The 25,666-nt window shown below is 67.9% G+C and carries 27 protein-coding genes; 16 read left to right on the plus strand and 11 right to left on the minus strand.

The genetic code is table 11. The annotated features are described in order from the left end of the window. Window positions 1-6: 6 nt before the first annotated feature. Entirely contained in the window at window positions 7-1,323 is a 1,317-nt protein-coding gene (locus tag C474_RS17630) for an NAD(P)/FAD-dependent oxidoreductase (RefSeq protein WP_008389257.1), read from the minus strand. A gap of 352 nt (window positions 1,324-1,675) precedes the next feature. Here C474_RS17630 and C474_RS17635 point away from each other — a divergent pair, with 352 nt between their 5' ends. The 8 genes from C474_RS17635 to C474_RS17670 all read left to right on the plus strand — a co-directional run bounded on the left by C474_RS17635 (window position 1,676) and on the right by C474_RS17670 (window position 9,721). Continuing rightward, window positions 1,676-2,470 (plus strand): hypothetical protein, encoded by a 795-nt coding sequence (locus C474_RS17635; protein WP_008389258.1) that lies wholly within the window; start codon window positions 1,676-1,678, stop codon window positions 2,468-2,470. A gap of 431 nt (window positions 2,471-2,901) precedes the next feature. Next, a complete protein-coding gene (locus C474_RS17640; RefSeq protein ID WP_008389260.1) occupies window positions 2,902-4,077 on the plus strand; it encodes a threonine synthase in 1,176 nt (391 codons plus the stop codon). 80 nt (window positions 4,078-4,157) lie between these two features. Then, the gene (locus tag C474_RS17645) at window positions 4,158-4,895 is read left to right on the plus strand and encodes a metal-dependent transcriptional regulator (RefSeq protein ID WP_008389262.1); all 738 of its coding nucleotides are present in this window, start codon (window positions 4,158-4,160) and stop codon (window positions 4,893-4,895) included. Continuing rightward, window positions 4,892-5,599 carry a TMEM165/GDT1 family protein gene (locus tag C474_RS17650; RefSeq protein WP_008389264.1) on the plus strand — a complete coding sequence of 236 codons (708 nt, stop codon included), beginning with the start codon at window positions 4,892-4,894 and terminating at the stop codon, window positions 5,597-5,599. The genes C474_RS17645 and C474_RS17650 overlap by 4 nt, the downstream gene beginning before the upstream one ends. A 140-nt stretch (window positions 5,600-5,739) precedes the next feature. After that, window positions 5,740-6,393 (plus strand): LysE family translocator, encoded by a 654-nt coding sequence (locus C474_RS17655; RefSeq protein ID WP_239640457.1) that lies wholly within the window; start codon window positions 5,740-5,742, stop codon window positions 6,391-6,393. Between the two features lie 53 nt (window positions 6,394-6,446). Next, a complete protein-coding gene (locus C474_RS17660) occupies window positions 6,447-7,493 on the plus strand; it encodes an NAD(P)-dependent glycerol-1-phosphate dehydrogenase (RefSeq protein ID WP_008389268.1) in 1,047 nt (348 codons plus the stop codon). A gap of 225 nt (window positions 7,494-7,718) precedes the next feature. Continuing rightward, window positions 7,719-8,345, plus strand: a complete 627-nt coding sequence (locus C474_RS17665; RefSeq protein ID WP_008389270.1) for a DUF420 domain-containing protein — start codon at window positions 7,719-7,721, stop codon at window positions 8,343-8,345. A 317-nt stretch (window positions 8,346-8,662) separates the two neighbouring features. Next, entirely contained in the window at window positions 8,663-9,721 is a 1,059-nt protein-coding gene (locus C474_RS17670; RefSeq protein ID WP_049917150.1) for a glycosyltransferase family 4 protein, read from the plus strand. A 407-nt stretch (window positions 9,722-10,128) separates the two neighbouring features. Here the strand turns inward: C474_RS17670 and C474_RS17675 are convergent, their stop codons facing one another. Both C474_RS17675 and C474_RS17680 read right to left on the minus strand, forming a co-directional pair. Then, on the minus strand, window positions 10,129-10,779 hold the full coding sequence (locus C474_RS17675; protein ID WP_008389274.1) for a plastocyanin/azurin family copper-binding protein: 651 nt from the start codon (window positions 10,777-10,779) through the stop codon (window positions 10,129-10,131). A gap of 84 nt (window positions 10,780-10,863) precedes the next feature. After that, window positions 10,864-11,919 (minus strand): M42 family metallopeptidase, encoded by a 1,056-nt coding sequence (locus tag C474_RS17680; protein ID WP_008389276.1) that lies wholly within the window; start codon window positions 11,917-11,919, stop codon window positions 10,864-10,866. Between the two features lie 134 nt (window positions 11,920-12,053). Between C474_RS17680 and C474_RS17685 the strand changes: the two genes are divergently transcribed. The 6 genes from C474_RS17685 (at window position 12,054) to C474_RS17710 (ending at window position 18,244) form a co-directional block, all read left to right on the plus strand. Then, window positions 12,054-12,317, plus strand: a complete 264-nt coding sequence (locus C474_RS17685) for an MTH865 family protein (RefSeq protein ID WP_008389277.1) — start codon at window positions 12,054-12,056, stop codon at window positions 12,315-12,317. A 242-nt stretch (window positions 12,318-12,559) separates the two neighbouring features. Further along, window positions 12,560-14,365, plus strand: a complete 1,806-nt coding sequence (locus C474_RS17690) for a S9 family peptidase (RefSeq protein ID WP_008389279.1) — start codon at window positions 12,560-12,562, stop codon at window positions 14,363-14,365. A gap of 118 nt (window positions 14,366-14,483) precedes the next feature. Then, window positions 14,484-15,662 carry a GAF domain-containing protein gene (locus C474_RS17695; RefSeq protein ID WP_239640453.1) on the plus strand — a complete coding sequence of 393 codons (1,179 nt, stop codon included), beginning with the start codon at window positions 14,484-14,486 and terminating at the stop codon, window positions 15,660-15,662. A 42-nt stretch (window positions 15,663-15,704) separates the two neighbouring features. Beyond that, window positions 15,705-16,136 carry a cobalamin B12-binding domain-containing protein gene (locus C474_RS17700; RefSeq protein ID WP_008389282.1) on the plus strand — a complete coding sequence of 144 codons (432 nt, stop codon included), beginning with the start codon at window positions 15,705-15,707 and terminating at the stop codon, window positions 16,134-16,136. After that, window positions 16,136-17,275 carry a methylmalonyl Co-A mutase-associated GTPase MeaB gene (meaB, locus tag C474_RS17705; RefSeq protein WP_008389283.1) on the plus strand — a complete coding sequence of 380 codons (1,140 nt, stop codon included), beginning with the start codon at window positions 16,136-16,138 and terminating at the stop codon, window positions 17,273-17,275. The genes C474_RS17700 and meaB overlap by 1 nt, the downstream gene beginning before the upstream one ends. A 45-nt stretch (window positions 17,276-17,320) precedes the next feature. Further along, window positions 17,321-18,244: an alpha/beta fold hydrolase gene (locus C474_RS17710; RefSeq protein WP_008389284.1), complete on the plus strand. Its 924-nt coding sequence runs from the start codon at window positions 17,321-17,323 to the stop codon at window positions 18,242-18,244. 8 nt (window positions 18,245-18,252) lie between these two features. Here the strand turns inward: C474_RS17710 and C474_RS17715 are convergent, their stop codons facing one another. The 3 genes from C474_RS17715 to C474_RS17725 form a co-directional block, all read right to left on the minus strand. Then, window positions 18,253-18,651 carry a hypothetical protein gene (locus C474_RS17715; RefSeq protein ID WP_008389285.1) on the minus strand — a complete coding sequence of 133 codons (399 nt, stop codon included), beginning with the start codon at window positions 18,649-18,651 and terminating at the stop codon, window positions 18,253-18,255. 134 nt (window positions 18,652-18,785) lie between these two features. Next, on the minus strand, window positions 18,786-19,160 hold the full coding sequence (locus C474_RS17720; RefSeq protein ID WP_008389286.1) for a Zn-ribbon domain-containing OB-fold protein: 375 nt from the start codon (window positions 19,158-19,160) through the stop codon (window positions 18,786-18,788). Continuing rightward, window positions 19,157-20,323: a thiolase domain-containing protein gene (locus tag C474_RS17725; RefSeq protein ID WP_008389287.1), complete on the minus strand. Its 1,167-nt coding sequence runs from the start codon at window positions 20,321-20,323 to the stop codon at window positions 19,157-19,159. Before C474_RS17725 ends, C474_RS17720 begins: the two co-directional genes overlap by 4 nt. Before the next feature lie 166 nt (window positions 20,324-20,489). Here C474_RS17725 and C474_RS17730 point away from each other — a divergent pair, with 166 nt between their 5' ends. Both C474_RS17730 and C474_RS17735 read left to right on the plus strand, forming a co-directional pair. Next, window positions 20,490-21,797 (plus strand): M28 family peptidase, encoded by a 1,308-nt coding sequence (locus C474_RS17730; protein WP_008389288.1) that lies wholly within the window; start codon window positions 20,490-20,492, stop codon window positions 21,795-21,797. A gap of 105 nt (window positions 21,798-21,902) precedes the next feature. Then, a complete protein-coding gene (locus tag C474_RS17735; RefSeq protein ID WP_008389289.1) occupies window positions 21,903-22,685 on the plus strand; it encodes an NAD(+)/NADH kinase in 783 nt (260 codons plus the stop codon). Between the two features lie 89 nt (window positions 22,686-22,774). Here the strand turns inward: C474_RS17735 and C474_RS17740 are convergent, their stop codons facing one another. The 5 genes from C474_RS17740 to C474_RS17760 all read right to left on the minus strand — a co-directional run bounded on the left by C474_RS17740 (window position 22,775) and on the right by C474_RS17760 (window position 25,664). Beyond that, on the minus strand, window positions 22,775-23,221 hold the full coding sequence (locus tag C474_RS17740) for a DUF7313 family protein (RefSeq protein WP_008389290.1): 447 nt from the start codon (window positions 23,219-23,221) through the stop codon (window positions 22,775-22,777). Between the two features lie 115 nt (window positions 23,222-23,336). After that, the gene (locus tag C474_RS17745; protein WP_008389291.1) at window positions 23,337-23,609 is read right to left on the minus strand and encodes a DUF7314 family protein; all 273 of its coding nucleotides are present in this window, start codon (window positions 23,607-23,609) and stop codon (window positions 23,337-23,339) included. Further along, the gene (locus C474_RS17750) at window positions 23,602-24,015 is read right to left on the minus strand and encodes a DUF7315 family membrane protein (protein ID WP_008389292.1); all 414 of its coding nucleotides are present in this window, start codon (window positions 24,013-24,015) and stop codon (window positions 23,602-23,604) included. The genes C474_RS17745 and C474_RS17750 overlap by 8 nt, the downstream gene beginning before the upstream one ends. 61 nt (window positions 24,016-24,076) lie before the next feature. Further along, window positions 24,077-24,844: a cytochrome b family protein gene (locus C474_RS17755; RefSeq protein ID WP_008389293.1), complete on the minus strand. Its 768-nt coding sequence runs from the start codon at window positions 24,842-24,844 to the stop codon at window positions 24,077-24,079. A 13-nt stretch (window positions 24,845-24,857) separates the two neighbouring features. Further along, window positions 24,858-25,664, minus strand: a complete 807-nt coding sequence (locus tag C474_RS17760) for a cytochrome b (RefSeq protein WP_008389294.1) — start codon at window positions 25,662-25,664, stop codon at window positions 24,858-24,860. Window positions 25,665-25,666 lie beyond the last annotated feature (2 nt).

Below are 25,666 nucleotides of genomic sequence, written 5' to 3' on the forward strand. Positions count from 1 at the left end.
TCGCGACTACCGCTCGGCGTCGGCGCGGACCTTCTCGGCCGCCTCGCGCCCGCTTCGCATCGCGCCCTGAATCGACGACCACGCGGTGTACTCACCGGCGAGGTACGTCCGCCCGTTTGGTTCGCGGTGGTCCGGCAGGGCGTCGTGGATTCCCGGCGGTTGGGCGAACTGCGCGAACTCGACCCGCTCGGTGTGCAGCGACTCCAGCGCCGGGAAGTCGCTCTCGTACCACGATTCGAGGGCGTCCCGGGTCGCTTCGAGCAGGTCGGAGGCGTCGCGGTCCATCGCGGCCGACCCGAGGAACGTCGCGCACAGCAACTGGTCGTCGCCGTCGGGGGCGTATTCGGGGGCCACGTCACTCACGGGAACGACGATGTTCGGCGCGTCGTCGGCCGCGTTGAGGAGTATCTTCTTCCGCGTCCCCAGTTTCTCCCGCTTCGGCAGGCGGTAGTACTGCGTGACGCTGCTCCGCGCCTCGGTGGGTATCAGTTCCACGTCGGTCAGGCGCCGCGCCTCCTTCGGGTCGGTGGCGACGACGACGCGGTCGGCCTCCACCTCCTCCCCGCCCGCGGTGACGGTCACGGGGTGCGCGTAGCCGTAGTCGACCGGTTCGTCGTCGTCGCGCACCTCGTCCTCGATGGTCTCGACGCCGGCGTCGGTGACTATCTCCGCCCCGGCCGCGCGCGCCTTCGCGGCCAACTGCTCCGCGACGGCGCCCATGCCGTCGGCCGGGAGGCCGATGTCGCCCTCGCTCATCGCCTTGAACGTGTACTCGAAGACGCGCTTGGAGGTCGACAGCGACCGGTCCAACGTGATTCCGCCGTAGAACGGCGCGACGAAGCTCTCGATGTAGCCCTCCGAGAACCCCCACTCCGCGAGGTAGTCGCGGATGCTCCCGTCTTCGGCGGCGAATATCTCCGCTTCCGACTGCGAGGCGACGTGCTGGCGGAGCAACAGCGTTCGGAGTTTGTCGGTGGTCGTCACCTCGCCGTTCCGGAGCGTCGAGAGCGTCGCTCGCGGGTCGCGCGTCGGGTCCGACAGCGTCGAGCGCTTCCCCGGGCGGGCGATGACCGCGCCGGGGGAGAAATAGCGCATATCGAGTTCCGAGAGGTCGAGTTCGCGCCGCACGGCGGGGTAGCCGGTGAAAAGCACCTGAAACCCCCTATCGAAGGTGAAGCCGTCGCGCTCCCGCGACCGAACCCGGCCGCCCACGTCGGGTCGTCGCTCGAACACGGTCACGTCCGCTCCAGCGTCCGCGAGGTGTCGCGCCGCGACGAGGCCCGCGAGGCCCGCGCCGGCGACGACGACGGTTTCTCCGTCCATGTTCGCACGTCGTTCGGCGGGCACAAAGAGGCGGGTGGTCCCGGACGGATACGGGCGGCCGATTACCGAACCTCTCGGACGGGAGAAGAGAACGTTTCCGCACCGTTCGGTACCGACGCTCAGTCGAGCGTCGACCACCTGCTATCTCGTCTTAGAATGTCGTTTATCGCTGTTGCGTCGCTCGCCAAAAGTATCGATTAAATGATATAACCGCCGCTGTAAAGGTGCAATAATTGTTAACACTAAACATGATATACCCACATCAACGGAGTGTATGCAACCCAATCGTCGTTCGATCCTGAAGAGCATCGGCACCCTTACCATCGGAAGTGCCGTACTCAGCGGAACCGGTATGGGCGAGGGGGCCGGCTCGAATCGAGGCACCAGTCCTGGTGAGGGCTTCCCGCCGAAGGGTATCACCGAATGGGGAGACTCCGTCCAGATGGGAGACGGCAAAATCACGACGTTCTCCTCGGTGACCCCCTCCAGTAACCCGAAGTACGTTGGTATTCATTTCGCCGAAGGTACCCTCGAAGGTCTGCCATACGCTGAAGATTTCGAGAGCGGCGACGCCGACGGACGGAAGGTACACGGCTTCTGGTCGAAGCCGTTCAACCTCGACTTCCCCGAGAACACCCCGGACCCGATCAGCTATGCGGGTTGCGGCTGGAATCCACAAGGTCACACGCCTCACGGCGTTTACGAAAGGCCACACTTCGACCTTCACTACCACATCTACGAGCCGAAAACGGTCGCCGGAATCGGGCCGGGAATCATCGAGAATCTTCCCGACAGGAACATTCCGGACGGCTATCGGTTACTCGAGGGTGGCGCTATCGTTCCTGCAATGGGCGCTCATCTTGCGCCGAAGGACGCTCCAGAGTTCCACGGCGAAGAGTGGACGGAGACGCTCATCTGGGGTGTTGCTGACGTAGACGGTGATGGCGAGTACGAGAATACCTTCATAGAACCGATGATTACGCTGGATTACTTCCAGAATCATCTCACCGGCATCGAGAAGCGGGACATTTCCCAGCCCGAAGTTTATCCGAAAGATGGCTACTACCCGACTACCTACACGGTACGTGACCTCGGCGAGGGAGGCTACGCTGTCGTGATGGAGGACTTCGAAAAACGCTCAGCGTGACGTTCACACCGAGCTATTTTACGGACTATAAGATACTTACCGGCGTCATTTGAACTGTAAATCACCCGTATCGAGCGGTTCGCCGGCGGCGAGCAGAGCGCCCGTCGAGTCTCGCCTCGCGATGCTCGGCGAGACCGCGTTTTGCAACGTTCACGAGATGCACGGTGTTTCGTGAGCGAACGAGAACGGATGCGTTCCCGCGTGAACGGGGTGTCATCTATTAGCAAACAAAACAGTGGGCTGTGGTGAACATCCGCGAGCGACCGCAGGGAGCGAGCGGTTCACCGGTGGCGAGTAGTCGTAGACCGCGAGCCTCCGGCCCTTTTTGGTCCAGCTTTTTGCGACGAGCGGTCGCGCTCCGCGCGACCCGAGTCAGCAAAAAGGTGGGTGTAAATGACCAAAGGTTAGTCTATCGCCCCGAACCCTCGAACATGGACACGAGCGAGGCGTTCCTGGGACTGGAGTGCGCCGAGACGGGCGAGCGATACGACGCGGACGCGACGGGTGCGAGCGACGCCGGCGCGCACCTCGTTCCGGCCTACGACTACGACGCCGTCGACTGGGCCGACGGCGGCCTCTCGGACCGGCCGACGGACACGATGTGGCGCTACGCGGACCTGCTCCCCTTCGGGTCGCCGCTGACGGCCAAGGAGGGGGGGACGCCGCTCGTCGAGTCGGCCGAACTCGCCGACGAAGTCGGCGTCGGGTCGCTCGGAATCAAAGACGAGGGTCGCAACCCCACCGGAACCGTCCTCGACCGAGGCCTCTCGCCGGCCGTCACCGCCGCCCGCGAGGCGGGCGCCGAGTTGGTCGCTCTCGCCTCGGCGGGCAACGCGGGGCAGTCGGCGGCGTCGTACGCGAGCATGGCCGACATCCGCTCGTACTCGTTCGTCCCCTCGCGCGCGCCGTTCTCGAACAAGGCGATGGTGAACGTCCACGGCGGCGAGATGCGCGTGGTCGGCGGCCGCTACCCCGACGCCGAGGCGGGCCTGCACGAGCAACTGAAATCGGAGTGGCACACGCTCCAGGAGTTCGACAACCCCTACCGCCACGACGGAATCAAGACGCTCGCGTTCGAGGTGGCCGAGTCGCGCGGGTGGGAGACGCCCGACGCCGTCGTCGTCCCGTCGAGCACCGGCGAAGTCGTCGCCGGCGTCTTCGCGGGGTTCGAGGCGCTCTCCGAACTCGGCTTGACGGCCGAGGTGCCGCCGATATTCGCCGCGCAGGCGTCGGGGTGTGCCCCCATCGCCGCCGCCCGCGAACGCGGCGACGAAGACGTGAAAGCGTGGGACCAACCGGACACCATCGTCGGCGAACTGGAGATTCCCGACCCGAAGGGCGGCGCGGCGGCGATAGACGCCGTCGAGTCGTCCGGCGGCGACACGCTCGCCCTCGACGACGAGGACATCCTGGAGAGCGCCGTCGTCGCCGCGCAGACGGCGGGCGTCGAAGTCGGCACCGCGGGCGGGGCGGCGATGGCGGCGGCGTGGCGACTCGCCGAGGACGGCGTTCTCGGGGAGGGCGACGACGTGGTGGTCGTCAACACCGAGTCGGGGACGAAGACGGCCGACGTCCTGCGCAGCCACCTCATGGGACAGGGTATCTGAGCGCGTCGACCCGGCTGAACGGACGCAACGATCGGATTTCACCCAACAGATATTTCCTTTAGATGCGTCTAAATCCTCGCATGTTGAGCGACGTGATGGAGGACTATCTGAAGGCGATCTACCAGATTCAGTCGACGTCGGGCGCGCCCGTCGCCACCTCCGCCGTCGCGGAGTACCTGGGGAAGACCCCGCCCACGGTGACGAGCATGTTCGGAAAACTGGAGGAACGGGGGCTCCTCGAACGGGAGAAGTACAAGGGCGTCGAGTTGACCGAGGAGGGCGAGACGGTAGCGCTCGAAGTGCTGCGACACCACCGCCTGCTCGAAGCGTACCTCGCCGAACACCTCGACTACTCGTGGAGCGAGGTCCACGACGAGGCCGACGCCCTCGAACACCACATCTCCGAGGAGTTCGAGCGTCGCGTCGCGGAGGTCCTCGGGAATCCGACGGTCGACCCCCACGGAGACCCCATCCCGACGGCTGACCTCGCGCCCATCGACCACGAGGAAGCGGACACGCTGGGCGACCACGGCGTCGGCGACAGGGTGGTCGTCACCCGCGTCAGCGACCGCGAGGAGGAGGAACTGGAGTATCTGGAGAACGCGGGCGTCCTCCCGGGGACGCGGCTCGACGTCGTCGACGTGGCCCCCTTCGGGATGGTCACCGTCCGGACGGAGGGCGGCGACGAGCAGAGCCTCCCCGACTCCGTCGCGGCCTCCATCCGGGTCCGTCCGTTCGAGGGCGACCCGGCGGGCGGCGAGACGAACGGGACGGGCGACGATTCGGACGGGTCGAACGGCGAGGTGCCGACGACGTGAGCGGCTATCTCGAAATCCTCGTCGTCGCCTTCGTCACCCAACTGGCGGTGCTGCCCGGGGAGAAGGTGCAGTTCATCATCGCCGCCCTCGCCACGCGCTACCGACCCCTCGTCGTCGTCGCCGCCGCGGGGTCGGCGTTCGCCGGGTGGACCGCCTTGGAGATTCTGTTCGGACAGGCGCTCCGGGCGACGCTCCCGCCCCTCGCGCTGGATGCCATCACCGCGGTGCTGTTTCTCACCTTCGCGGTGCTCCTCTACCGCTCTGCGCCCACGCCGGGAACGACGCACGGGGACGCGGCCGCCGAGACGGACGGCGGCTTCGTGAACCTCTCGGAGCGGGTGGACCTCCCGGCGCCGATAGCCCGAATCTCGGGTTCGTTCGGCGGCTTCGTCCCCATCTTCGCCATGATGGCCGCCGGCGAGTTCGGGGACAAGACCCAGTTGGTCACCATCGGACTGGCCGTCGAGTACGGCGCCACCTCCGCCATCTGGGCCGGCGAGATGCTCGCCATCATCCCGGTGAGCCTCGCGAACGCCTACTTCTTCCACGCGTTCTCCCACCGCCTCGACATGCGGAAGGCGCACCTCGTCTCCGCCGCCCTCTTCTTGTTATTCGGGCTGGATACGGTGCTGCAGATGGCGACTGGGTTCTCCGTCTGGGAGACGGCCGTCGGCGCCATCACGCACGCCCTCGGCGTCGCGTGAGCGCAGCGCACCGCCGCCCCGTACGTCGTTTCGGTTGATTTATCCGCCTCTCGACCCCGAGGACGGACGTGACGAACGTCGCCGCGACGCTCCTCGCGGGCGTCGTCTTCGGACTCGCCCTCGCCGCCCCGCCCGGGCCGATGAACGCCATCATCGCCGAGGAGAGCGTCGTCCACGGCTGGCTCTCGGGGTTCAAGGCCGGACTGGGCGCGATGACCGCCGACGCCCTCTTCTTCGTTCTCGCAGCCCTCGGCGTCGTCGCCTTCGTCGAGGAGTTCCCGACGCTCCGCGCGGCGATGGTCGGCGTCGGCGGCGTCCTGATGCTGTACTTCGCCTACGGGGCCGCACAGGACGTCCGGTCGTCGTTCCGACCCGCGGACGCCGTCGGCGACGCTGACGCGGTCGGTGCGAGCGACGGCGGCGCCGACCGGATAGCGGGGACGGGGTTCACGAAGGCGTTCGTCCTCGCCCTCACGAACCCCTACCAGATACTGTTCTGGCTCACCATCGGCGTCGGCCTGTTGGACCCCGGAACGCTGGACGTGCTGGCGGAGACGCCGTACGTCGGCGCGCGTCTGACCGGCCTGCTCGTCGTGGAGACGGGGTCGCCAGCTCTCGTCGTCGGCTTCTTCGGCGGCATCCTCGTCTGGGTCACGGGCTTTCCGGCCGCCCTCGTCGGCGCCGAGCGACGGGTGAACTCGCTGGCCCCCGTCGTCGCCGGCGTGAGCGCCCTCGTCCTCGCGGGGTTCGGCGCGCTCTTTCTCTCGCAGTCGGTCGGCGCGTTCTTTGGATGACCGGGCTAGCGTGAAACGCTAACACTTTCACCCGTCCCGCGGGAGGGTCGACCATGTTCGAGAAGTCGACGTGGATCAAGCTCCCGCGGAACGTCCTCATGGGCCACGGCGTCGTCGACGACCTCGCGGACGCGGTGGACGAACTCTACCTCACCGGGCGGCCGTTCCTCGTGACGAGTCCGACCCCCGACCGGGTCGCCGGCGAGGCGGTCCGCGGGCAGTTCGACGACCCCGCCTCCGTCACCATCGAGACGGCGAGTTTCGAGACGGTCGAACGCGTCGTCGACGCCGCGGAGGCGGCCGACGCGGGGTACCTCCTCGCTCTCGGCGGCGGGAAAGTCATCGACACCGCGAAGATGGCCTCCGAGCGTCTCGGCTGCGGATTCGTCTCCGTCCCGACGGCGGCGAGCCACGACGGCATCGTCTCCGGGCGCTCCTCCATCCCGGAGGGGGACACGCGCCACTCCGTCGCCGCCGACCCGCCGCTTGCCGTCGTCGCCGACACGGCCATCCTCGTGGAGGCGCCGTGGGAACTCACCACCGCGGGCTGTGCGGATATCATCTCGAATTACACCGCGGTAAAAGACTGGCAACTCGCCCACCGCCTGAAGAACGTCGAGTACTCGGAGTACGGCGGCGCGCTCTCGCAGATGACCGCCGAGATGCTCGTCGGCAGCGCCGAGTCCATCAAACCCGGACTCGAGGAGTCCGCGTGGGTCGTCGTGAAGGCGCTTCTCTCCTCGGGGGTGGCGATGTCCATCGCGGGCACCTCCCGGCCCGCCTCCGGCGCCGAACACCTGTTCAGCCACCAACTCGACCGCCTCGTCCCCGGCCGCGCCCTGCACGGCCACCAGGTCGGCGTCGGGTCCGTCCTCACCGAGTACCTCCACAGCGGCGAGAACGGCGAGTGGCGCGACATCCGCGACGCCCTCGACGAGGTGGGGGCGCCGACGACGGCGGACGGCCTCGACATCGACGACGAGACGGTCATCGAGGCGCTGACGACGGCCCACACCATCCGCGACCGCTACACTATCCTCGGCGACGGCGTGAGCGAGGAGGCGGCGCGGGAAGCGGCGACGTTCACGGGTGTCATCTAACCCACCTTTTTGCTGACTCGGGTGCGCGGAGCGCACCCTCGTTGCAAAAATCTGGACCAAAAACGTCCGCGACTCGCTCGCTGACGCTCGCTCGCCGCGGTACGACCGCAGTGGTTACCGCAACCGCACTGCCTCCGTGCCGCACCGCCCCGTTCGCCTTACACTGCCAGCCGAAACCTCGCTCCGAATCCGAAGAGGGAATAGCGACGCTTCCCAACTCCTGATATGGCAACTGCGAGCGCCGACAACGCGGTGAAGGAGCATCCGCTGGCCGTCACGGCCGTCCTCTCGGTCGTCGGCTACGCCCTCGTCGTCGGGACGTTCCTCGGGTGGGTGCCCGGACGAGTGTTCCCCGACCTCTCCCTGACGCAGGTGAACACGCTGTCGGACGCCATCGCCGTCGTCAACGCGGTTAACGTTCTCGTCATCGCCGCCGGGTGGCGCTGGATTCGGGCGGGCGAAGTGCGCAAACACGCCGCCGCGATGGTCACCTCGTTCCTCCTCATCATGGTGTTTCTCGTGATGTATCTGAGCAAAATCGGCGGCGGCGGCACGAAGGAGTTCGTCGGCCCGGCGTTCGTCTACTACCCCTACCTCGCCATGCTGGCGATACACATCATCCTCTCCATCGTCGCCGTCCCCGTCGTCCTCTACGCCCTCGTCCTCGGAGTGACGCACACGCCCGCGGAACTCCGGACGCAGACGCCGCACCGCCGCGTGGGCCGCATCGCCGCGGGGTCGTGGCTCCTGTCGCTGTCGCTCGGCGTCGTCACCTACCTCCTCCTGAACCAGGTGTACGGCTGGCGGTACGTCGAGTCCGCGACGGCGGCGCTGGTCGCCGCACCGCTCTAATTCGAGCCCGTTCTCCCGTCCGTATCGGCCCCTTCAGCGCTCCCCTCGCTCGATTCGTCGTAGATGTACCCTACCAGACGAGCGACGCCGCGACCACCGACGCTCCACACGGCGGCCTGAAACGTATTCCCGTCGTGATCGTTCACCCCGTAATCGCGACGTAGCGGACGAACGCGACGGGAAAGAAGTGCTCGCGGAGCGTTTCCAGCGTGCCGCTCGTTCGAACTCGCCGGCGTATCCCTCCGTCGCTCGACGGAAGAGGGCGGCGGGGGGTCGAATGTCGAGGATTTTTATCGTCCGGTCGCAAGCCGATGGGTATGCGAATCGCGTTCGTCTCAATGTACACCGCGCAACTCCGAGCGGACGGTGCGACGAGGCGACTGCGGCGGGTGGCCGAACGCCTCGCCGCGCGCGACCACGAGGTGTCGGTGCTCTGCGCGAAGTGGTGGGAGGGGGAGGTGTCCGCCTTCGAGCAGAACGGCGTGGAGTACGTCGCCGTCACGGAGGCGCCGTCGGCGACGACGTTCGCCTCGAAACTCCCCTTCGCCCTCCGACGCGTCAAGCCCGACGTGGTGCACGCGGCGAACAGTCCGCCCGCGCAGGTGTCGGGGGCGAAGACGGGCGCTCGACTCCTCCGCGTCCCCGTCGTCGTCGACTGGTGGGCCGAACGCGAGGGCGACGCCCCCGGCGGATGCAGGCGCGCGGCCCGAAGCGCCGACCGAGTCACGGCGCCCTCGCAGATGGTCAAGACCGACGTGCGCGAGTACGGCGCCGCCGAGGACGCCGTCCGTGTCGTCCCCGAGTCCGTCGACTTCGACCTGATCCGGAGGGTGGGGACGGACGACCGGGCCGACCTGCTCTACGCGCGGCGCCTCGACGAGCACGCGAACGTGGAGTCGTTCTTCCTCGCCCTCGCGGAACTCCGCGACAGGGAGTGGCGCGCCGCCGTCGTCGGCGACGGCCCCGAACGCGACGCCGCCGAGCGGACGGCCGCGGAACTCCGCATCGCCGACCGGGTGACGTTCCTCGGCGACCTGTCCCCCGAGGAGTTCGTCCCGGTGATGAAGGGCGCGCACGTCTTCGCGCAGACGGCCGCCGTCGAACCGTTCGCGAACGACCTGCTGTGGGCGTTGGCCTGCGGGTGCGTCGGCGTCGTCGAGTACCAGGCCCGCTCCAGCGCCCACGAACTCGTCGTCGACTGCGACCGCGGCGCGCGCGTCACGAGTCCGCAGGAGTTGGCCGACGAGATAGCGGCCGCCGCGGACTACCCCCAGAAGTCGATAAACGAGGCGTTCGCGGACTACGACCACGACGACGTGATTCGCCGCTACGAGGCGGTCTACGAAGAGGCGATAGAGGGCTACGGCTGGTTCTAGAACCCTCGGTAGAAAGATGGACCACCGCCGGAATGCCCCGCTCTTCGGTTAGCAGCCAGAACGCTGAGCGTTCTGGCGACAAAGAACCGCCGCGACGAGCGAGCGTAGCGAGCGAGTCGCGGTACAACCCCTCGCCCGTTCTCCCTCGCTTACCGCCTACCAGCGGTGCCCGCCGATGTCGAGAATCGCCCCGCACCGGGAGCATTCGTACACCTGAAGCGGGTCCGTCCTGGCGTTCCGCGCCGGCGAGTCGCCCGCGGACGCACCGCAGCGCAGACACGCCCCTTCCGACCGTCTCATCGTCGACATATTATCTCACACTCTTGAACGACGGCTGAGGAGATAGCTCTCCTTGCGCGTTTCCGGACGTTCTCGGCGCACCGCCGGTCGCGGAGAACCGGAGGCGACTACTCCTCTTCGAGTTCGTAGTCGCCGCCGTACTTGAGGAAGAAGAACGCAAGCCCCATCGTCGCCACCATGGCGAACGTCGTGGCGATGCCGAGCGTCTTCGCGGAGTCCGGCACGGAGGGGACGTTCGACGGCGCGGGCGTCGAGATGGACTCGACGACTTCGATGGAACCGACCATCCCGGCCGACTTGTGCGGCTGGCAGTGGTACTCGTAGGTACCGAGCGTGCTGAACGTGTGTTTGTAGCTGAATCCCTCGTTCTCGATGGGTTCGTGGCCGCTCCAGTTCGACCCCTCGGGTTGGCTGTCGACGACGATGTTGTGGTTGTCCGACTGCCAGTTGAACGTCACCGTCGTTTCGGGGAGAATCTGCAGGGCTTCGCTGGTCCCGGGCGTGAAGACGAAGTCGCCGTCCGGGCCGACGGCGACGGTTTCGCTTCCGCCACCGCCCCCGCCGCCTCCGCCGCCCGATCCGGTGCCGGTGCCGCCGCCCCCGCCACCCGTTCCGGTGCCGGACCCGCCGCCGCCAGTGCCGGTGCTCGTACCCGTCTCCTGCGCCGCGGCGGTTCCCGCCGCACCCGCGGCCGCCGTCGTCCCGGCCGCGGTCGCGAGGAAGGCCCGGCGGGACATCTCCGCGTTGCCGTCAGTCATGTTCGGCGCTTGGGTGTCCGCTGTAGTGAATACTTTGGTTTGTCGTTCGAGGATGCCCCCTCGGAGACCGAACCCCGACCCGGTTCAGAGCGTGTAGTCGTGCTCGCCGGTCTCCGAATCGAGAAAGGCCGTCAGCAGGTCGATAGTCGCGTCCACGTCGGCGACGTGGGCGCTCTCGGTCACCGTGTGGAGGTACCGCGTCGGCACGGAGATGGCGCCGACGGGCTTGGCGCCGTGCGTCTTCTGAAAGCCCGCGGTGTCGGTCCCGCCGGCGGGGAGAATCTCGTGCTGGTAGGCTATCCCCTCGGACTCGGCCACGTCGCGCAGGCGACGGTGCACCTTCGGGTTCGTGATGACGCTGCCGTCTTTCAGTTTTATCGCGGTGCCGTCGCCGAGGGCGGTGACGTGGTCCCCCGCCTCGAACCCGGGCACGTCGTTGGCGACGGTCACGTCGAGGGCGACGGCGAGGTCCGGGTCGATGTCGAACCCGAGCGCCGTCGCTCCGCGGAGACCGACCTCCTCCTGCACCGTCGCGGCGAAGTGAACCGTCACGTCGGGGTCCTCGATTCGCTCCGCGGCCGCCAACATCGCGAACAGGCAGACGCGGTCGTCGAGGGCCTTCCCGGTGACGTGCTCGCCCATCTCGACGGTCGTCTGCTCCATCGTCACCAGGTCGCCGACGTCGACCGTCTCTTTCGCCGCCTCGCCGTCGAGGCCGACGTCGACGTACACGTCTTTCACCTCGTCGGTCTTCTCTCTCTGCTCCTCTGAGAGCGTGTGCGGCGGCGGCGACCCGATGACGCCGGTCACGTCGCCGTCCTCCGTGTGTATCCGCACTCGCTGGGCCTTCAGCACGCGGGCGTCCCACCCGCCGAGGGCGTCCAACTGGACGAACCCCTCGTCGGTGACGTGTCTGACCATGAAGCCAATCTCGTCCATGTGCGCGGCGACGGCGACGGAGTACTCGGAGTCGCCCTCCACCGTCCCCACGACGTTGCCCATCGCGTCCGTCCGCACCTCGTCGACGTGCGCCTCCAGTTCTCTACGGACCACGTCGCGGACGCGGTCCTCGTAACCCGGAACGCCGCTCGTCTCGGTCAGCTCCTTCAGCAACCCGAAGTCGAACTCGTAGTCGGCCATGCGCGCACCTTCCCGCAGTCGGGACAAAAACGCTCGGCTCCCGGAACGTATCGGAAACGGAGACGTATCAGAACTCACAACGGGTTTGCCGTGGTTCCGGAACGTTTTTCCGGCGCATGCGTGCATTGAGGGTCATGGCAGACGTAGAGGCGGAACTCCGCGAGGAACTCATGGCAGCGTTCAGCGACGCAGACTACCCCGTCAAGAACCAGATGGACCTCGTCCCCGCCCTCCCGAACGGTCCGGGCACGCGCTTCGAGGCGGGCGACGGCGACGTGAGCTTCACCGCCATGGAGATGGCCGCCAAACTCGGCTCGCACCAGAACTTCCCCTACGACGACGCCGAAACCCTCGTCGACGACGTGATGGAGGGGCTGAAGGCCGAGGGGATGCTCTAACCGAGCTTTTTGCACACTCGGGTCTCCTCGGGCCGCTTTGCGGCCCTGCGGGGACCCTCGTCGCAAAAAGCTCGACCAAAAACTCTCCGCGGCTCGCTTCGCTCGCCGCGGTGCGACTTCTCGATACGGTTTTTCCGGCAGTCGAGGCCGGTGAACAGTCGACCCAGTGAGCGACGCATTCGTTCCGCTCCGCTCCGGCCGCCACGCCAACTCTTACGGTTCCTCCGGGGGAACTCGGTTCCATGCCGACCCACGACATCGAGCGATACCTGAACGTTCGGAGCGCGTACGGCGTCTCCTTCGGCCCCGACGGCGAACGGCTCTCCTTTCTCATGGACACCACGGGCGTCCCGCAGGTGTGGACCGTCGACGGCCCCGGCGCGTGGCCCGAACAGCGGACGTTCTACGACGAACGGGTGACGTTCGCCTCGTGGTCGCCGAAGAATCCCGAACTCGTCTTCGGGATGGACGAGGGCGGCAACGAACGCCAGCAACTGCTCCGTTACGACCCGGTCACCGGCGGCGTCACCGACCTCACGGGAATGCCCGACGCGAAGCACCGCTGGGGCGGGTGGAGCCACGACGGCGAGCGGTTCGCGTTCACCTCCAACCGCCGCGACGAGGCGGTGTTCGACGTGTACGTGCAGGGCCGCGGGGAGACGGGCGAGGCGGCGGAACTCGTCCGCGAGGGCGACGGATGGCTGACGGTCGGCGGGTGGTCGCCGGACGACTCGAAACTCATCGTCTCGGAGGCGTACTCGAACTTCGACCAGGACGTGTCGGTCCTCGACGTGGAGACGGGCGAGTTGACGCACCTCACCCCGCACGAGGGGACGGTCCGCTTCCAGAGCGCCTCGTGGGGGCCGGACGGCGAGAGTGTCTATCTCGTCTCCGACCGCGACGGCGACACGATGGACCTCTGGCGCGTGCGCGTCGACTCCGGGGAGTTCTCGCTCGTCACCGCCGACGAGGAGTGGGAGATAGAGGGCGTCGCCGTCGACCAGGAGTCGCGCCGCGTCGTCTACTCCACCAACGTCGACGGCTACACCGAACTCGCCGTCGGCGAACTCACCGACCCCGACCGAATCGACGAGTACGCCGTCCCCGACCTGCCGCGCGGCGTCGCCGGCGGCGTCTCCTTCTCGCCCGACGGCGGCCGCTTCGCCGTCACCCTCACGCGGAGTTCCGACACGACGAACGTCTACGTCGTGGACGCGAAGAGGGGCGAAACCGAGCAGTGGACGCGCGCGGCCACCGCGGGCATCCCCCGCGACACGTTCGTCGAACCCGAACTCGTCCACTTCCCGACGTTCGACGGCCGCGAGATTCCCGCGTTCTTCTCGCTGCCCGCGGCAGACCACGGCGACGGCGAGACGCCGGTCATCGTCGACATCCACGGCGGCCCCGAGTCCCAGCGACGCCCGTCGTTCAACGCCGTCAAGCAGTACTTCCTCGCCAACGGCTACGCCGTCTTCGAACCGAACGTGCGGGGGTCCGCGGGCTACGGCAAGGCGTACGGCCACCTCGACGACGTGGAAAAGCGCATGGACTCCGTCGCCGATATCGAGGCGGGCGTCGAGTGGTTGCACGACCACCCGGCGGTCGACCCCGACCGCATCGTCGCCATGGGCGGGTCCTACGGCGGATTCATGGTGCTCGCGGCGATGACGGAGTATCCGGACCTGTGGGCCGCCGGCGTCGACATCGTCGGCATCGCCAACTTCGTCACCTTCCTCGAGAACACCGGCGAGTGGCGGCGCGAACTCCGGGAGGCGGAGTACGGGTCGCTCGCCGAGGACCGGGAGTTCCTCGAATCCATCTCGCCCATCAATAACGTCGAGAAGATACGCGCTCCCCTGTTCGTCCTCCACGGCGAGAACGATCCGCGCGTGCCCGTCGGCGAGGCGCACCAAGTCGTCGAGAAGGCGGGCGAACACGTCCCCGTCCGCGAGCTCATCTTCGCCGACGAGGGGCACGGCTTTACCAAACGCGAGAACCGCATCGAAGCGTACGAGGCCATCGCCGAATTCCTGGACGAACACGTCTGAATCTGGGATATTTGCCTCTACCCCGTCGGAGCTCCGTTACAAGTAGAGAAACCTATTAGTATCGACGCGGAGAATCGACCACAAGATGTCGCGGCGGGAACACGGGGGGCGTATATTAGTGGTATTGCCCGATTCACCGGCCGAGAGCGAGTACTCCGCGCTCGTCGAATCGTTCCGGGCGGCGCTCGGAGCGCAGGTCATCGTCCGACAGGGGCGGACGGCGACCGAGTACGTGTACGAACTGGGGCCGACCATCGACTGCGCCGTCTCGCTCTGCGACGACGACGAACTGGTCCGGTCGCTCGTGGACGCCGCCAACGGCGTCCCGGTCGTCGTGTACGGCGAGACGGAGGTTTCGGACGTCGAGGAAGTCGTCCATCCGACGAACGGTATCGAGTCGTTCACGCGGCGCGTCGCCTCGGTCGTCGAGGATGACCTCCGGGAGAGCGAACTCGTGGACGGTAACAAAAAACTGACCGCGCTGAGCGTCCACGCCAGCGCCATCACCGGGTGCGAGTCGGTCTCGGAGGTGTGCGAGGAGACGCTCGCCGCCGCCATCGAAGCGCTCGCGTTCACGTTCTGTACGGTCGCGCTGGTCGAGGACGACCAAATCGTCCCGCGCGCGTCGACGCTCCCCCCGGAGGACCAAAACAGCTGTCACGTCAGCGAGGGCATCGCCGGGCGAACGTATCGGACGCGCGAGACGCAGGTCGTCGGCGACATCACCGCCGACGCGGACGCCCTCTTCTCTGCGACCCGAAAGTCGACGGTGAGCGTTCCGCTGGGGCCGTACGGTATCATTCAGGTCGTCTCCGACTCCCGCCGCGGCTTCGACGAACACGACGCCGAGTTCCTCGAAATCCTCGCGGGGTACACGACCGAGGCGCTGGCGCGACTGGACCGGGAGTCGGCGCTCAGAGCGGAACGGGACCGGCTCCACGCCTTCTTCGACAACCTCCCCGTACCGGCCGTCTACGTCGAGGAGGAGACGCCGGACGGCCGCGTCCGCTGCGAGGTGAACCGCGCGTACGAGCAGACGTTCCAGCGGGGCCCGAACCGCTCGAATCCCTCCGTCGAAGCGGCGTTTCCGAACGAGACCGAGCGACGACTGTTCGCCGATTACCTCTGGTCGGGCGACGCCGTCGCAGCGGAGGTCGACCGCGAGACGGTCGGAGGCGACCGGCAGACGCTGGAACTCACCATCGTTCCCGTGCCGAGTTCGGGCCCCACCGGTTCGGCGTACGGCGTCTACAACAGCGACAGGCCGCGGCTGTCGGCGCGGCACGAACTGTCCTAAACGTCCGTTAGAGTCAAACGGTGCGCCGGCGAACTAACGCTCATGAGCGCCGACGCGGAACGCGGTCAACAACAGCGAACCGTCCGTTGTCTCATCGCCAAGGTCGGACTGGACGGCCACGACAGGGGGGCGCACGTCATCGCGCGCGCCTTCCGGGACGCCGGGTTCGAGGTGGTCTACTCCGGCCTGCACCGCGCGCCGGAGGAGATAGTCCAGGCGGCCGTCCAGGAGGACGTCGACGTGTTGGGCATCTCCATCCTCTCGGGGGCGCACAACACCTTGGTCCCCAAGATAATCGACGGGCTGAAGGAGTACGACGCGTTCGAGGACACGCTCATCCTCGTCGGCGGCATCGTCCCCGACGAGGACCGCCCGAAACTCAAGGAGATGGGCGTCTCCGAGGTGTTCGGCCCCGGCACGCCGATGAAGGAGACCATCGAGTTCGTCCGGAACAACGCGCCCCGCCGCGACTGATGAGTCACGCCGAAAACCGCGGCGAGGCGCGCGTCGACGCTCTCGTCTCGGACCTCCTCGACGGCAAGCACCGCGCCCTCGCGCGGGCCATCACCAAGATAGAAAATCGGAGTCCGGGCTACCGGGAATTGGTCTCCCGCCTCCACGCGCACACCGGCGGCGCCGACGTCGTCGGCATCACGGGGAGTCCCGGCGCGGGCAAGTCGACGCTCGTGGACAAACTGGCGAAGGCCTATCGGGACGCGGGGTTCACCGTCGGCGTCATCGGCGTCGACCCCTCCTCGCCGTATACCGGCGGGGCCGTCCTCGGCGACCGCATCCGGATGGCCTCGAACGTCGGCGACATGGACGTGTTCTTCCGGTCGATGAGTGCCCGCGGCCAACTCGGCGGCCTCTCGACGGCCACCTCGGACGCGGTGAAGGCGCTCGACGCGTTCGGCAAGGACAAGATACTCGTCGAGACCGTGGGCGCCGGGCAGAGCGAGGTGGACGTCGTCCGCACCGCCGACACCGTCACCGTCCTCGTCCAACCGGGCAGCGGCGACGACGTGCAGATGCTGAAGGCGGGCATCCTCGAAATCGGCGACGTGTTCGTCGTCAACAAAGCCGACATGGACGGCGTGAACCGCACCGTCGCCGAGTTAGAGGAGATGATACATCTCCGGGACAACCCCGGCGCGACCCTCGACTCGGGTCACCACGGCGTCGACGCGGGCCTGCCGAAGGGCGTCTCCGAACACGACGGAACGCACGGGGACACACATGGCGGGGGCGCGCGCGACGAGGGGGCGGACGGGTCCGAGGACGCCGACGACGGGTGGGAACCCGCCGTCGTGGAGACGGTGGCGACCACCGGCGACGGCGTCGAGGAACTCGTGGAGACGCTGGCCGCCCACGCCGACTACCTCGCCGAGTCGGGCATGCGCGAACGGAAGGCCCGCTCCCGGTACGCCGAGGAGATTCGGCAACTACTCCGCAACGACGCGAACGCGCTGCTGAAGGAGGAACTCGACCGGCGCGGCGGCGCGGAGGCGTTGGCCGAGGCGGTCGCCGACCGCGAGACGGACCCGTACGCCGTCGCCGACGAGGTGTTCGAACCGCTCCGCGAGTGCGTCGAGGCGCGCCGCGGGGAGGAGTGAGCATCTCCCAGTAGGCTATAATATCGTCGCCCTCTTTCTCCCCGTATGAAACTCCGAACGATAGCCGGCGGAGTCGTCGCCGGCGTCGCCGGCGTCGCCGCCGCGAACGCCGTCCTCTCGCGCCGCGCGCCGCCCCTCGAACCGGCCCTGTCGGGCGAACAGCACACCTACCGCTGGCGCGGCATCGACGTCCGTTACGCCGAGGCGGGCGACGAGGACGCCCCGACGCTCGTTCTCCTGCACGGCGTCAACGCCGCCGCCTCGAACGGCGAGTTCCGCGAGGTGTTCGACGAACTGGCCGAGGACTACCACGTCGTCGCGCCCGACCTGCCGGGGTTCGGCACCTCCGACCGGCCGCAACTGCGCTACTCGGCGTCCCTCTACGAGGACTTCGTCGGTGAGTTCGTCTCGGAGTACGACGACCCCGCCGTCGTCGCCTCCTCGCTCACCGCCTCGTACCTCGTCGGCGCCGACCCCGACGTCTCGCGGATGATACTCGTCTGCCCCACCGAACGCGGGGGTCCCGACCCGATGCAGTGGCTCCGCGAACTGATCCGCACACCCCTCGTCGGCGAGGCCGTCTTCAACCTCCTCGGGTCGAAGCCGTCCATCCGCTACTTCAACGCCGACCACGGCTACGCGGACCCCTCGCGCGTCTCCGAGGAGTGGATGGACTACGAGTGGCGCACCGCCCACCAGAAGAACGCGCGGTTCGCGCCGGCGTCGTTCATCAGCGGCTACCTCAACTCCGGGGTGGACCTCGAGTCCGCGCTGGCGGAGGCGAATGCGCCCGTAACGCTCGTCTGGGGGAGAGAGTCCGACATCACGCCGCTGAAGGACGGCCGCGAACTCGCGGAGGCGGCCGACTGCAAACTCGTCGTCTTCGACGACGCGAAACTCCTGCCGCACGTGGAGTTCCCCGAGCAGTTCCTCTCGACCGTCCGGGAGGAGATGGGCGGGTCGACGTAGGCGCCTCGTTACTCCCCCCGGCGGCCCGCGCCGGACAACCACGCCCCGAGTGCGAGCAGGGCGGTTCCGAGCAGAACCCACCCGGAGAGTCTCGCGACCGTACCGGCCAGCGGTTCCGTGCTCCCCCCGGCGACCGTCGAGTACACCTGGAGCAGAAACAGCGAAAGCAAGAGGAGACCCGTCCCCGCGGCGCCGGCCGCCAGCGTCGCTCGGGCCGTCGGCCGCGCGTAGAGGTACGCGGCTAACCCCGCGGCGAGAACCAGCGGCAGCACTCCCAGGTTCGCCGCCAGTTCGACCGCGAGCAAGAACAGGAGCGGAACGCCGAGGGCAACCAGCACGCGACGGCGTTCGCTGGCGGCGACGAACCCGACGAGGGGATTCGCCGCGGTCCGGGGTTGAGAACTCATGCCGACTAACGGACCTCGACCGTCAAATGTGCTCGCACCGGCCGTCCGAGGCGGGCGTCGGTCGGTCGGTCGCGCGCCGTTCGCGTCGTCGGGAACTCGCGTCACCGCTCGGTTTCGGGTCCCGCCCCGACCGCTCACCGCGGGCGGAACACGACCGTCGCGTCGCCGGTGTCGGGGTTCTCCGCCGTCTCGACGCCGACGGTATCGCCGACGTCCACGCCTTCCGCCGTCGCGTCGCGCAGGACGCCCGTCAGGCGCACGGCGCCGAACGAGGCGATGGCCGTGACGTACGGCGTCTGCCCCGCGAAGTCCGGACCGGCGACGTGTACCTCCGTGTACGTCTCGACGGTTCCCTCGGCGGGGAGCGGCGTCTCCGTCAACTCGGTCGCACCGCAGTGCGGGCAGGTCCGCCGCGGCGGGAGCGACCCGTGTCCGTCCGGACATTCGAGGTAGAACGCCTCGTCGGTGCCGAGCGCTTCCACCCACTCGTCGTAGCCGTGGTCCGTCATCGGTCCACCTCCAGCACGTGGACGACGGCGCTGGCGACGGTGCCGCCCGCGTTGTGCGTGACGCCGACGCGCGGGTCCGAGAGGGCGTCGCTGTTGACGTGGTCGCCGCGGAGCAGTTTCGCCATCTCGACTATCTGCGCCCCGCCGGTGGCGCCGACGGGGTGGCCCTTCGCCTTCAGGCCGCCCGAGAGGTTGACGGGGAGTTCGCCGTCGCGTGTCGTTCGGCCCTCGCGCGCCGCCGAGACGCCCTCGCCGTGTTCGAACAGGCCGAGCGATTCGACCGCCAGCACCTCGGCGATGGTGAAGCAGTCGTGCACCTCGGCCACGTCGACGTCGTCGGGGCCGACGCCGGCGTCGTCGTAGGCCGCCTCGGCCGCCTCCGTCGCCGCGGGCGTCCGCGAGAACGCCTCGCGGTCCTGCAGGGCGAGGTTGTCGCCGCCCTGCCCGCTCCCGGCGATTCTGACGGGCGCGTCGAGTCCGTGCTCCTCGGCGTAGTCGTCGCTGACGAGGACGACGGCGCTCGCGCCGTCGGTGATGGGGCAGGCGTCGAACAGGTGAAGCGGGGTCGCCACGGGCGGACTGTCCATCGCCTCCTCGACGGTCACCTCCCGGCGGTACTGCGCGAACTCGTTTGGCACGGCGTTGGCGTGATTCTTCACCGCGATGTGGGCCAAATCCTCGCGGGACCCGCCGTACTCCTCGAAGTACGCGCGGGCCATCAGGGCGTACGCGCCGGGGAAGGTCATCCCGGCGCGCACCTCGAACAGTTCGTCGGCGGCGATGGCCAGCGACTCCGTCACCTCTGTCGTCGGGAGGTTCGTCATGCGCTCCATCCCGCCCGCGAGGAGCACGTCGTGCTCTCCCGCGCGAATGGCCTGCACGGCGTGTCTGACGGCCACCCCGGCGGAGGCGCACGCCGACTCGTGGCGCGTCGCGGGGCAGTCGAGGCCGGCGGCCTCGGCCATCAGCGGTCCCTGGTGTCCCTGTCGCTCGGCGAGGGCGCCCATGAAGTTGCCGTAGTGGAGTCCCTCGAACGCCTCGCGGGCGACGCCGGCGTCCTCGCGGGCCGCAAGCGCGGCCTCCGCGAACAGGTCCCGTCCCGTCCGCTCCGGTTGCCGCCCGAACGGCGTGAGACCGACTCCGGCGATTCGAACGTCGTTCATGCACGAACGTAGGTGACAAACGACCTATGAACCTGCCGGACGCGGCGACCCGTCGCGTCGGGTCGCGGGCCGTGCGAGCGACCCGCGCCGTCGGCGCTCCGTCCGGGAACCGGCCGTCGACGCGGGGCACCCAAACGATTAGTTTCCCCTCGGTGGACGTGCGCACATGACAACGTGGATCGGCGAGACGTTCACCAGCGACTTCGGCTGGGACCTCCTCGAATCGCTCGTGGACGTCGGCGACCGGATGGCCGGGTCGCCCGGCGAACGCGAGGCGATGGAACTGACGCGCGGGGCCTTCGAGGCGGCCGGCGCGCGCGACGCGAGAATCGACACGTTCGACATCCAGGGGTGGGAGCGCGGCGACAGCGCCGTCCGCGTCGACGGGACGACGCAGGACTGTATCGCCCTGCCGCGCAGTCCGTCGGCGACGGCGACGGGCGAGTTCGTCGACCTCGGCTACGGCCTCCCGGAGGATTTCGACGACGACCTCTCGGGGACGGTCGTGATGGTCTCTTCGACCGTTCCCGACTACTACGAGCGGTTCATCCACCGCCGCGAGAAGTACTACCACGCCGTCGAGGCGGGCGCGGAGGCGTTCGTCTTCGCCAACCACGTCGAGGGCTGTCTCCCCCCGACGGGGAGCGTCGGCACCGAGGAGGCGCCCGTCGGGGAGATTCCCGCCGTCGGCGTCAGCAAGGAGGTGGGCGCCCGCCTCGTCCGGCGCTTCGAGGGCGAGGAGACGACCGTCGAGGTGAACTGCGAGACGCCGGACGCCGAGAGCGGCAACGTCCACGCCGAACTCGGTCCCGACACCGAGGAGGAACTGCTCGTCACCGGCCACCTCGACGCGCACGACATCGCCGAGGGGGCGTGGGACAACGGATCCGGTACCGCGATGGCGGCCGAACTCGCGCGAATCCTCGCCAACCGGGAGGACGAACTCGACACGCGCGTCCGCTTCGTCGTCTTCGGCGCCGAGGAGGTCGGACTCGTCGGGTCGACCCACGAGTCCGAGCGGTTGGGCGACGACAGGGCGAACGTGCGTGCCGTCGTGAACCACGACGGCGTCGTCTTCGGTCGGACCCTGAAGTTCGACACGCACGGCTTCGAGGAGCTCGAAGCGGCCGCCAAGGCCGTCGGCGACCGGTTCGACCACCCGGTGTCGACGAACCCCGAACTCGTGCCGCACAGCGACCACTGGCCGTTCACCCGGTGGGGCGTGCCGGGCTACATGGTCTCCTGTGAGACGCAGGGTCGCGGCCGCGGGTGGGGCCACACGTTCGCCGACACCCTCGACAAACTGGAGGTGCGCAACCTCCGCGAGCAGGCGGTGCTCCTGGCCGACCTCGTCGTGAACCTCGCCGACGAGGGGACCGAGATACCGCACAAAGCGGAGTCGGAGATGGCCGACCGGCTCGAAGACGAGGACCTCGCGGCGGGGATGCGAATTACGGGTGACTGGCCGTACTGAGACGACCCCGCCGACGGCGGCCGAGAGCGTCGAACCGCCGGGTCTTTTACCGCGCCGACTGTACCCGAACACGATGTCTCGAAGAGGCGCGCCGGAGGTCGGAGCGTGACTCGCGACGCGCCCGTCGTCGTCGTCCGCGGTGGCGGCGGAGACGCCGACGGGGTCGCGGACGCCGTGTCGGCCGCCGGCGGCGTCGTCCGTCGCGACATGCGCGGCGGGACGGAGCGGGGTGCACGCGACCGAATCGGGAGCGCCGAGCGGGCTGACCGGGTCGAACGGACGGACGCGGACGCCCTCTTCGCCGTCGGCGAGGACGCCCTCCTCTCTCTCGCCGCCGAGGACGTGTCGACGCCCATCCTGCCGGTCGACTGCACCGTCGGCCACCGGTCCGTTCCCCCGGAGCGCGTCGGCGACGCGGTCCGACGACTCCGGTCGGGCGAGGGCCGGGTGGTTTCTCACCCCGCCCTCTCCGTCGCCGTCGCCGGCGAACCGGCGGGTACCGCGCTCGCCGACGTGACGCTGATGACCGACGCACCGGCGCGCATCTCCGAGTACGCCATCTCGACGCCCGAAGAGCGCGTCGGCTCGTTTCGCGCCGACGGCGTGGTCGTCGCCACGCCCCTCGGCAGCACCGGCTACGCCCGCGCGGCCGGCGGCCCGACGCTCGCCCCCGACACGGGCGTCGTCGCCGTCCCCATCGCCCCGTACACGACGCTCCCGGACTCGTGGGTGTTTCGCCTCCCGGTCGTCCTCTCGGTCGAACGCGACGAGGCGTCCGTCTCGCTCATCGTCGACGCCGAGGAGCGTCGGTCGGTCCCGCCGCACGCCCCCGTCGAACTCGCCGTGAACGGGCACCTGCCGTTCCTCCGTTTCGGCTCCGACTCGTAACGGACCCGCAGTTCACCGCTCGGTCGGCGGGACGGGTCACGTCGATGCGAGAAAAGCAGAACCGAGAGCGGAACCGCCGTCGAACCGCCTCAGATGACGGCGTTCCAGACGGGGGCGATGACGAAAAAGAGGCTCACGTACGCCGCGTACATGAGCACGAGGATGGACGCTCCGAGCGCCGCCTTCGGGCGTTCCAGTTCGAGGGCCTTCGAGCGCGCCTCGACGCGGCGCGACTCGAACTCGAAGAAGTCCGTGAGGAACAGACCGACCACGAGCACTGACAGCACCATTCCCGGATGCGGGTCGATGAAGAGAAACAGGAACGACGCGAACACGAGGAGAAGCGTCGTCGCGGTGTGCGGGAGGTACCGCGAGAGCGTCTCGTCGTCGTCCTCGTCTGCCTGCTTGACGTGCGAGCGGTGCGCGAGTATCCGCGTCACCATGTTGATGAGGACCAGCACCACGATGGCGTACTTGAGCGCCGGTTCGATGGCGTCGATGCCATCGAGCGGAACGAGGAACTGTAGCGGTTGCATACCTCACTCTCCGTGTACGACTCATTAGAGTTTTTCCAATCCGACGCGCCCGCGGGGCGTCGCGCACGACGTTCGCGGACGCTCGCCGACCGAAGAACCGAGAAAGCGAGGAGAGCTACTGCGAGCGCCGGTCACGGATGGCGGAACGCGCCTGCCGCCCGGCGGGGATGAGCACCCAGAACGTCAGCATTCCGATGAGCGCGAAGTAGAGGAGGCCGTCCATCAGCGCGATGCCCATCGCGTCGAACAGCGACCCGCCGCTGGAGGCGGACTCGATGAGCTGTCGGCTGCTCTCGAAACTGCTCGTTCGGTACCATCCGGCCAGAACTAACCAGCCGAGACCCGCAGCGGTGACGATACCGAGCCCCTTGATGAACTCGTCAGCCATTGTTATCTGACGGTTCGTCGGAGTCCTCTTGAGACTTTCCCATTCCTTGGGCGCGAAAGCGCGTCCCGAGGGTGTACACACCGGCGCCGAAGGCGATACCGGCGAGTCCGACGACGGCCAGCACCGTATTCATCACGCCGTCGGCCACCGAGACGCCGACGAGCGACAGCGCTCCCGTCACGATGGCGCCGAGAAAGCTCACGTTCAGCGTCGCCGCGTCGAGGAACATGAAGCCGACGACGACGCTGCCGACGGCGATGAGCGTCGAGAACACGGTCACCGTCTTGTAGAGCCGCATCGGTACGACCACGTCCCGGCGGCCGCGGCGACTCTCGCTCGCGCGTTCGTCGCCGTCTCCGCGCGGGGTCGGTGTCGAGTCGACGCTCGTCCCGTTTCCGTCGGTCATCGACGGACGTTAGAGCGGAGGGAAAAAGGGCCTTTCGCGATTCGGCGGGGCCGCGCGGGACTTACTTGGGCGGCCGGAGCCGGTAGTAGCGCTTGTTGAGGTCGTACATGTACCCCTCGCGCATCGTCTTCAGCACCGCGTACGTCACGAAGCCGCCGACGATGGGCGCGAGGAACGTCAGGTCGAACAGCAGGTGGATGTTCCCCGGGAAGAGGTTCTTGATGGCCAGGACGCTGATCGTGAACGCGAAGATGACCCCCGCGATGCCGACGGCCGCCCAGAACGGCTGTTCGACGGGTCGGCGCGCGCTCCCTTTGTTGAGGAACGGCACCATCGCGATGAAGCCGACGACGACGCCGTTAGCGAGCACGCCGTACGTCCGGTCGGCCATCAACTTGGACCCACCGAGCACGGCCAGTTCGGGGTTCAGCGGACCGAGCTTCAACAGGCCGAAAGACCAGTAGAGATACCAGTCGGGCAGGATGATGGCCGGAGTGGAACTCGGGTTGGCCGGCGGGCCGATGTGCGGCGGAAGCGTCGCCGAGAGGAACAGCATCATCCCGGTGAAGAAGCTCGCGATGGCGAGGTTCCGGATGACCTCGTGGGGCCACGTCGGGAACGCGAGCACGTCGCGTTCGACGTAGTCCGAGGCCTGTCGCATGTCTTGGTCCTCGCGCCGGGAGCGCTCGAAGTACTCGTAGGTGAGTCGAGAGAGTCCCACCGTGCGCTCTTTGCGCTCGCGCCACGTCGGCGTCTCGTCGTCCGGCGCGACGATGCCACTTCCGTCCGATCGAACGTCGTCGTCTGTGTTTGGTTCGTTTTCGGTCATTGGTCTATCACTATCAGTGCGGCTCCGCGATTCCCTGCATCCACACGATGCCGATGTGGATGGCGATGAGCGTGGTCACGACGAACGGCAACAGGAAGACGTGTATGATGTACATCCGTTGCAGCGTCGATTGGCTCAGCGAGAACCCGCCGAACAGCAGTTGCGCGATCCACTCGCCGATGAGCGGGATGGACAGCGACATCTCGACGCCGATCTGTCCCGCCCAGTAGGCTAGCTGGTCCCACGGGAGCAGGTAACCGGTGTACCCGAACACCATCGTCAGGCTGATGAGGATGATGCCGAGCAGCCAGTTGAGTTCGCGCGGTTCCTTGTAGGCGCCGGTGAAGTACACGCGGAGCATGTGGAGGAACACGGCGGCGACCATCACCTGCGCGGACCATCGGTGGACCGAGCGCAGCATGAAGCCGAACTGCAGGTCGCGCATGATGAACGCGATGCTCTCGTAGGCGACACTCCCGGCGGCTTCCGTACCCGCCGCGGCCGACGGCGAGTAGTAGAAGCCGAGCAACGCGCCGCTGATGGCGGCGACGACGTAGGCGAGCGTCGAGAACAAACCGAGAGTGTACAGGGGGTACCAGTACCAGAACTTGTTGTCGAGGTTGTACTGCTCGGTGTGGCTCTTCGGCATCTGGAGGTTGACCCGGTAGTAGAGGGTCTCCATCAGTTCCAGATAGTCCACGATTCGGAACCGCTTGTCGAGCCAGATGAGCGTCGTGAGGAACGTGGACTCCACCGGAGTGAGGTCCTTCTCCTTCATCCAGCCCTTGTGGTCGTAGTCGTCTTTTCGTTCTAAGCTCATTG

Source organism: Halogeometricum pallidum JCM 14848, from assembly GCF_000337095.1.
GTDB lineage: Archaea > Halobacteriota > Halobacteria > Halobacteriales > Haloferacaceae > Halogeometricum > Halogeometricum pallidum.

What these genes read in the sequence shown, in the direction of transcription:
- C474_RS17630 (WP_008389257.1), bottom strand. Translation starts at nt 1,323, where the DNA reads ATGGACGGAGAAACCGTCGTCGTCGCCGGCGCGGGCCTCGCGGGCCTC.
- C474_RS17635 (WP_008389258.1), top strand. Translation starts at nt 1,676, where the DNA reads ATGGGCGAGGGGGCCGGCTCGAATCGAGGCACCAGTCCTGGTGAGGGC.
- C474_RS17640 (WP_008389260.1), top strand. Translation starts at nt 2,902, where the DNA reads ATGGACACGAGCGAGGCGTTCCTGGGACTGGAGTGCGCCGAGACGGGC.
- C474_RS17645 (WP_008389262.1), top strand. Translation starts at nt 4,158, where the DNA reads ATGTTGAGCGACGTGATGGAGGACTATCTGAAGGCGATCTACCAGATT.
- C474_RS17655 (WP_239640457.1), top strand. Translation starts at nt 5,740, where the DNA reads ATGAACGCCATCATCGCCGAGGAGAGCGTCGTCCACGGCTGGCTCTCG.
- C474_RS17660 (WP_008389268.1), top strand. Translation starts at nt 6,447, where the DNA reads ATGTTCGAGAAGTCGACGTGGATCAAGCTCCCGCGGAACGTCCTCATG.
- C474_RS17665 (WP_008389270.1), top strand. Translation starts at nt 7,719, where the DNA reads ATGGCAACTGCGAGCGCCGACAACGCGGTGAAGGAGCATCCGCTGGCC.
- C474_RS17670 (WP_049917150.1), top strand. Translation starts at nt 8,663, where the DNA reads ATGCGAATCGCGTTCGTCTCAATGTACACCGCGCAACTCCGAGCGGAC.
- C474_RS17675 (WP_008389274.1), bottom strand. Translation starts at nt 10,779, where the DNA reads ATGACTGACGGCAACGCGGAGATGTCCCGCCGGGCCTTCCTCGCGACC.
- C474_RS17680 (WP_008389276.1), bottom strand. Translation starts at nt 11,919, where the DNA reads ATGGCCGACTACGAGTTCGACTTCGGGTTGCTGAAGGAGCTGACCGAG.
- C474_RS17685 (WP_008389277.1), top strand. Translation starts at nt 12,054, where the DNA reads ATGGCAGACGTAGAGGCGGAACTCCGCGAGGAACTCATGGCAGCGTTC.
- C474_RS17690 (WP_008389279.1), top strand. Translation starts at nt 12,560, where the DNA reads ATGCCGACCCACGACATCGAGCGATACCTGAACGTTCGGAGCGCGTAC.
- C474_RS17700 (WP_008389282.1), top strand. Translation starts at nt 15,705, where the DNA reads ATGAGCGCCGACGCGGAACGCGGTCAACAACAGCGAACCGTCCGTTGT.
- meaB (WP_008389283.1), top strand. Translation starts at nt 16,136, where the DNA reads ATGAGTCACGCCGAAAACCGCGGCGAGGCGCGCGTCGACGCTCTCGTC.
- C474_RS17710 (WP_008389284.1), top strand. Translation starts at nt 17,321, where the DNA reads ATGAAACTCCGAACGATAGCCGGCGGAGTCGTCGCCGGCGTCGCCGGC.
- C474_RS17715 (WP_008389285.1), bottom strand. Translation starts at nt 18,651, where the DNA reads ATGAGTTCTCAACCCCGGACCGCGGCGAATCCCCTCGTCGGGTTCGTC.
- C474_RS17720 (WP_008389286.1), bottom strand. Translation starts at nt 19,160, where the DNA reads ATGACGGACCACGGCTACGACGAGTGGGTGGAAGCGCTCGGCACCGAC.
- C474_RS17725 (WP_008389287.1), bottom strand. Translation starts at nt 20,323, where the DNA reads ATGAACGACGTTCGAATCGCCGGAGTCGGTCTCACGCCGTTCGGGCGG.
- C474_RS17730 (WP_008389288.1), top strand. Translation starts at nt 20,490, where the DNA reads ATGACAACGTGGATCGGCGAGACGTTCACCAGCGACTTCGGCTGGGAC.
- C474_RS17740 (WP_008389290.1), bottom strand. Translation starts at nt 23,221, where the DNA reads ATGCAACCGCTACAGTTCCTCGTTCCGCTCGATGGCATCGACGCCATC.
- C474_RS17745 (WP_008389291.1), bottom strand. Translation starts at nt 23,609, where the DNA reads ATGGCTGACGAGTTCATCAAGGGGCTCGGTATCGTCACCGCTGCGGGT.
- C474_RS17750 (WP_008389292.1), bottom strand. Translation starts at nt 24,015, where the DNA reads ATGACCGACGGAAACGGGACGAGCGTCGACTCGACACCGACCCCGCGC.
- C474_RS17755 (WP_008389293.1), bottom strand. Translation starts at nt 24,844, where the DNA reads ATGACCGAAAACGAACCAAACACAGACGACGACGTTCGATCGGACGGA.
- C474_RS17760 (WP_008389294.1), bottom strand. Translation starts at nt 25,664, where the DNA reads ATGAGCTTAGAACGAAAAGACGACTACGACCACAAGGGCTGGATGAAG.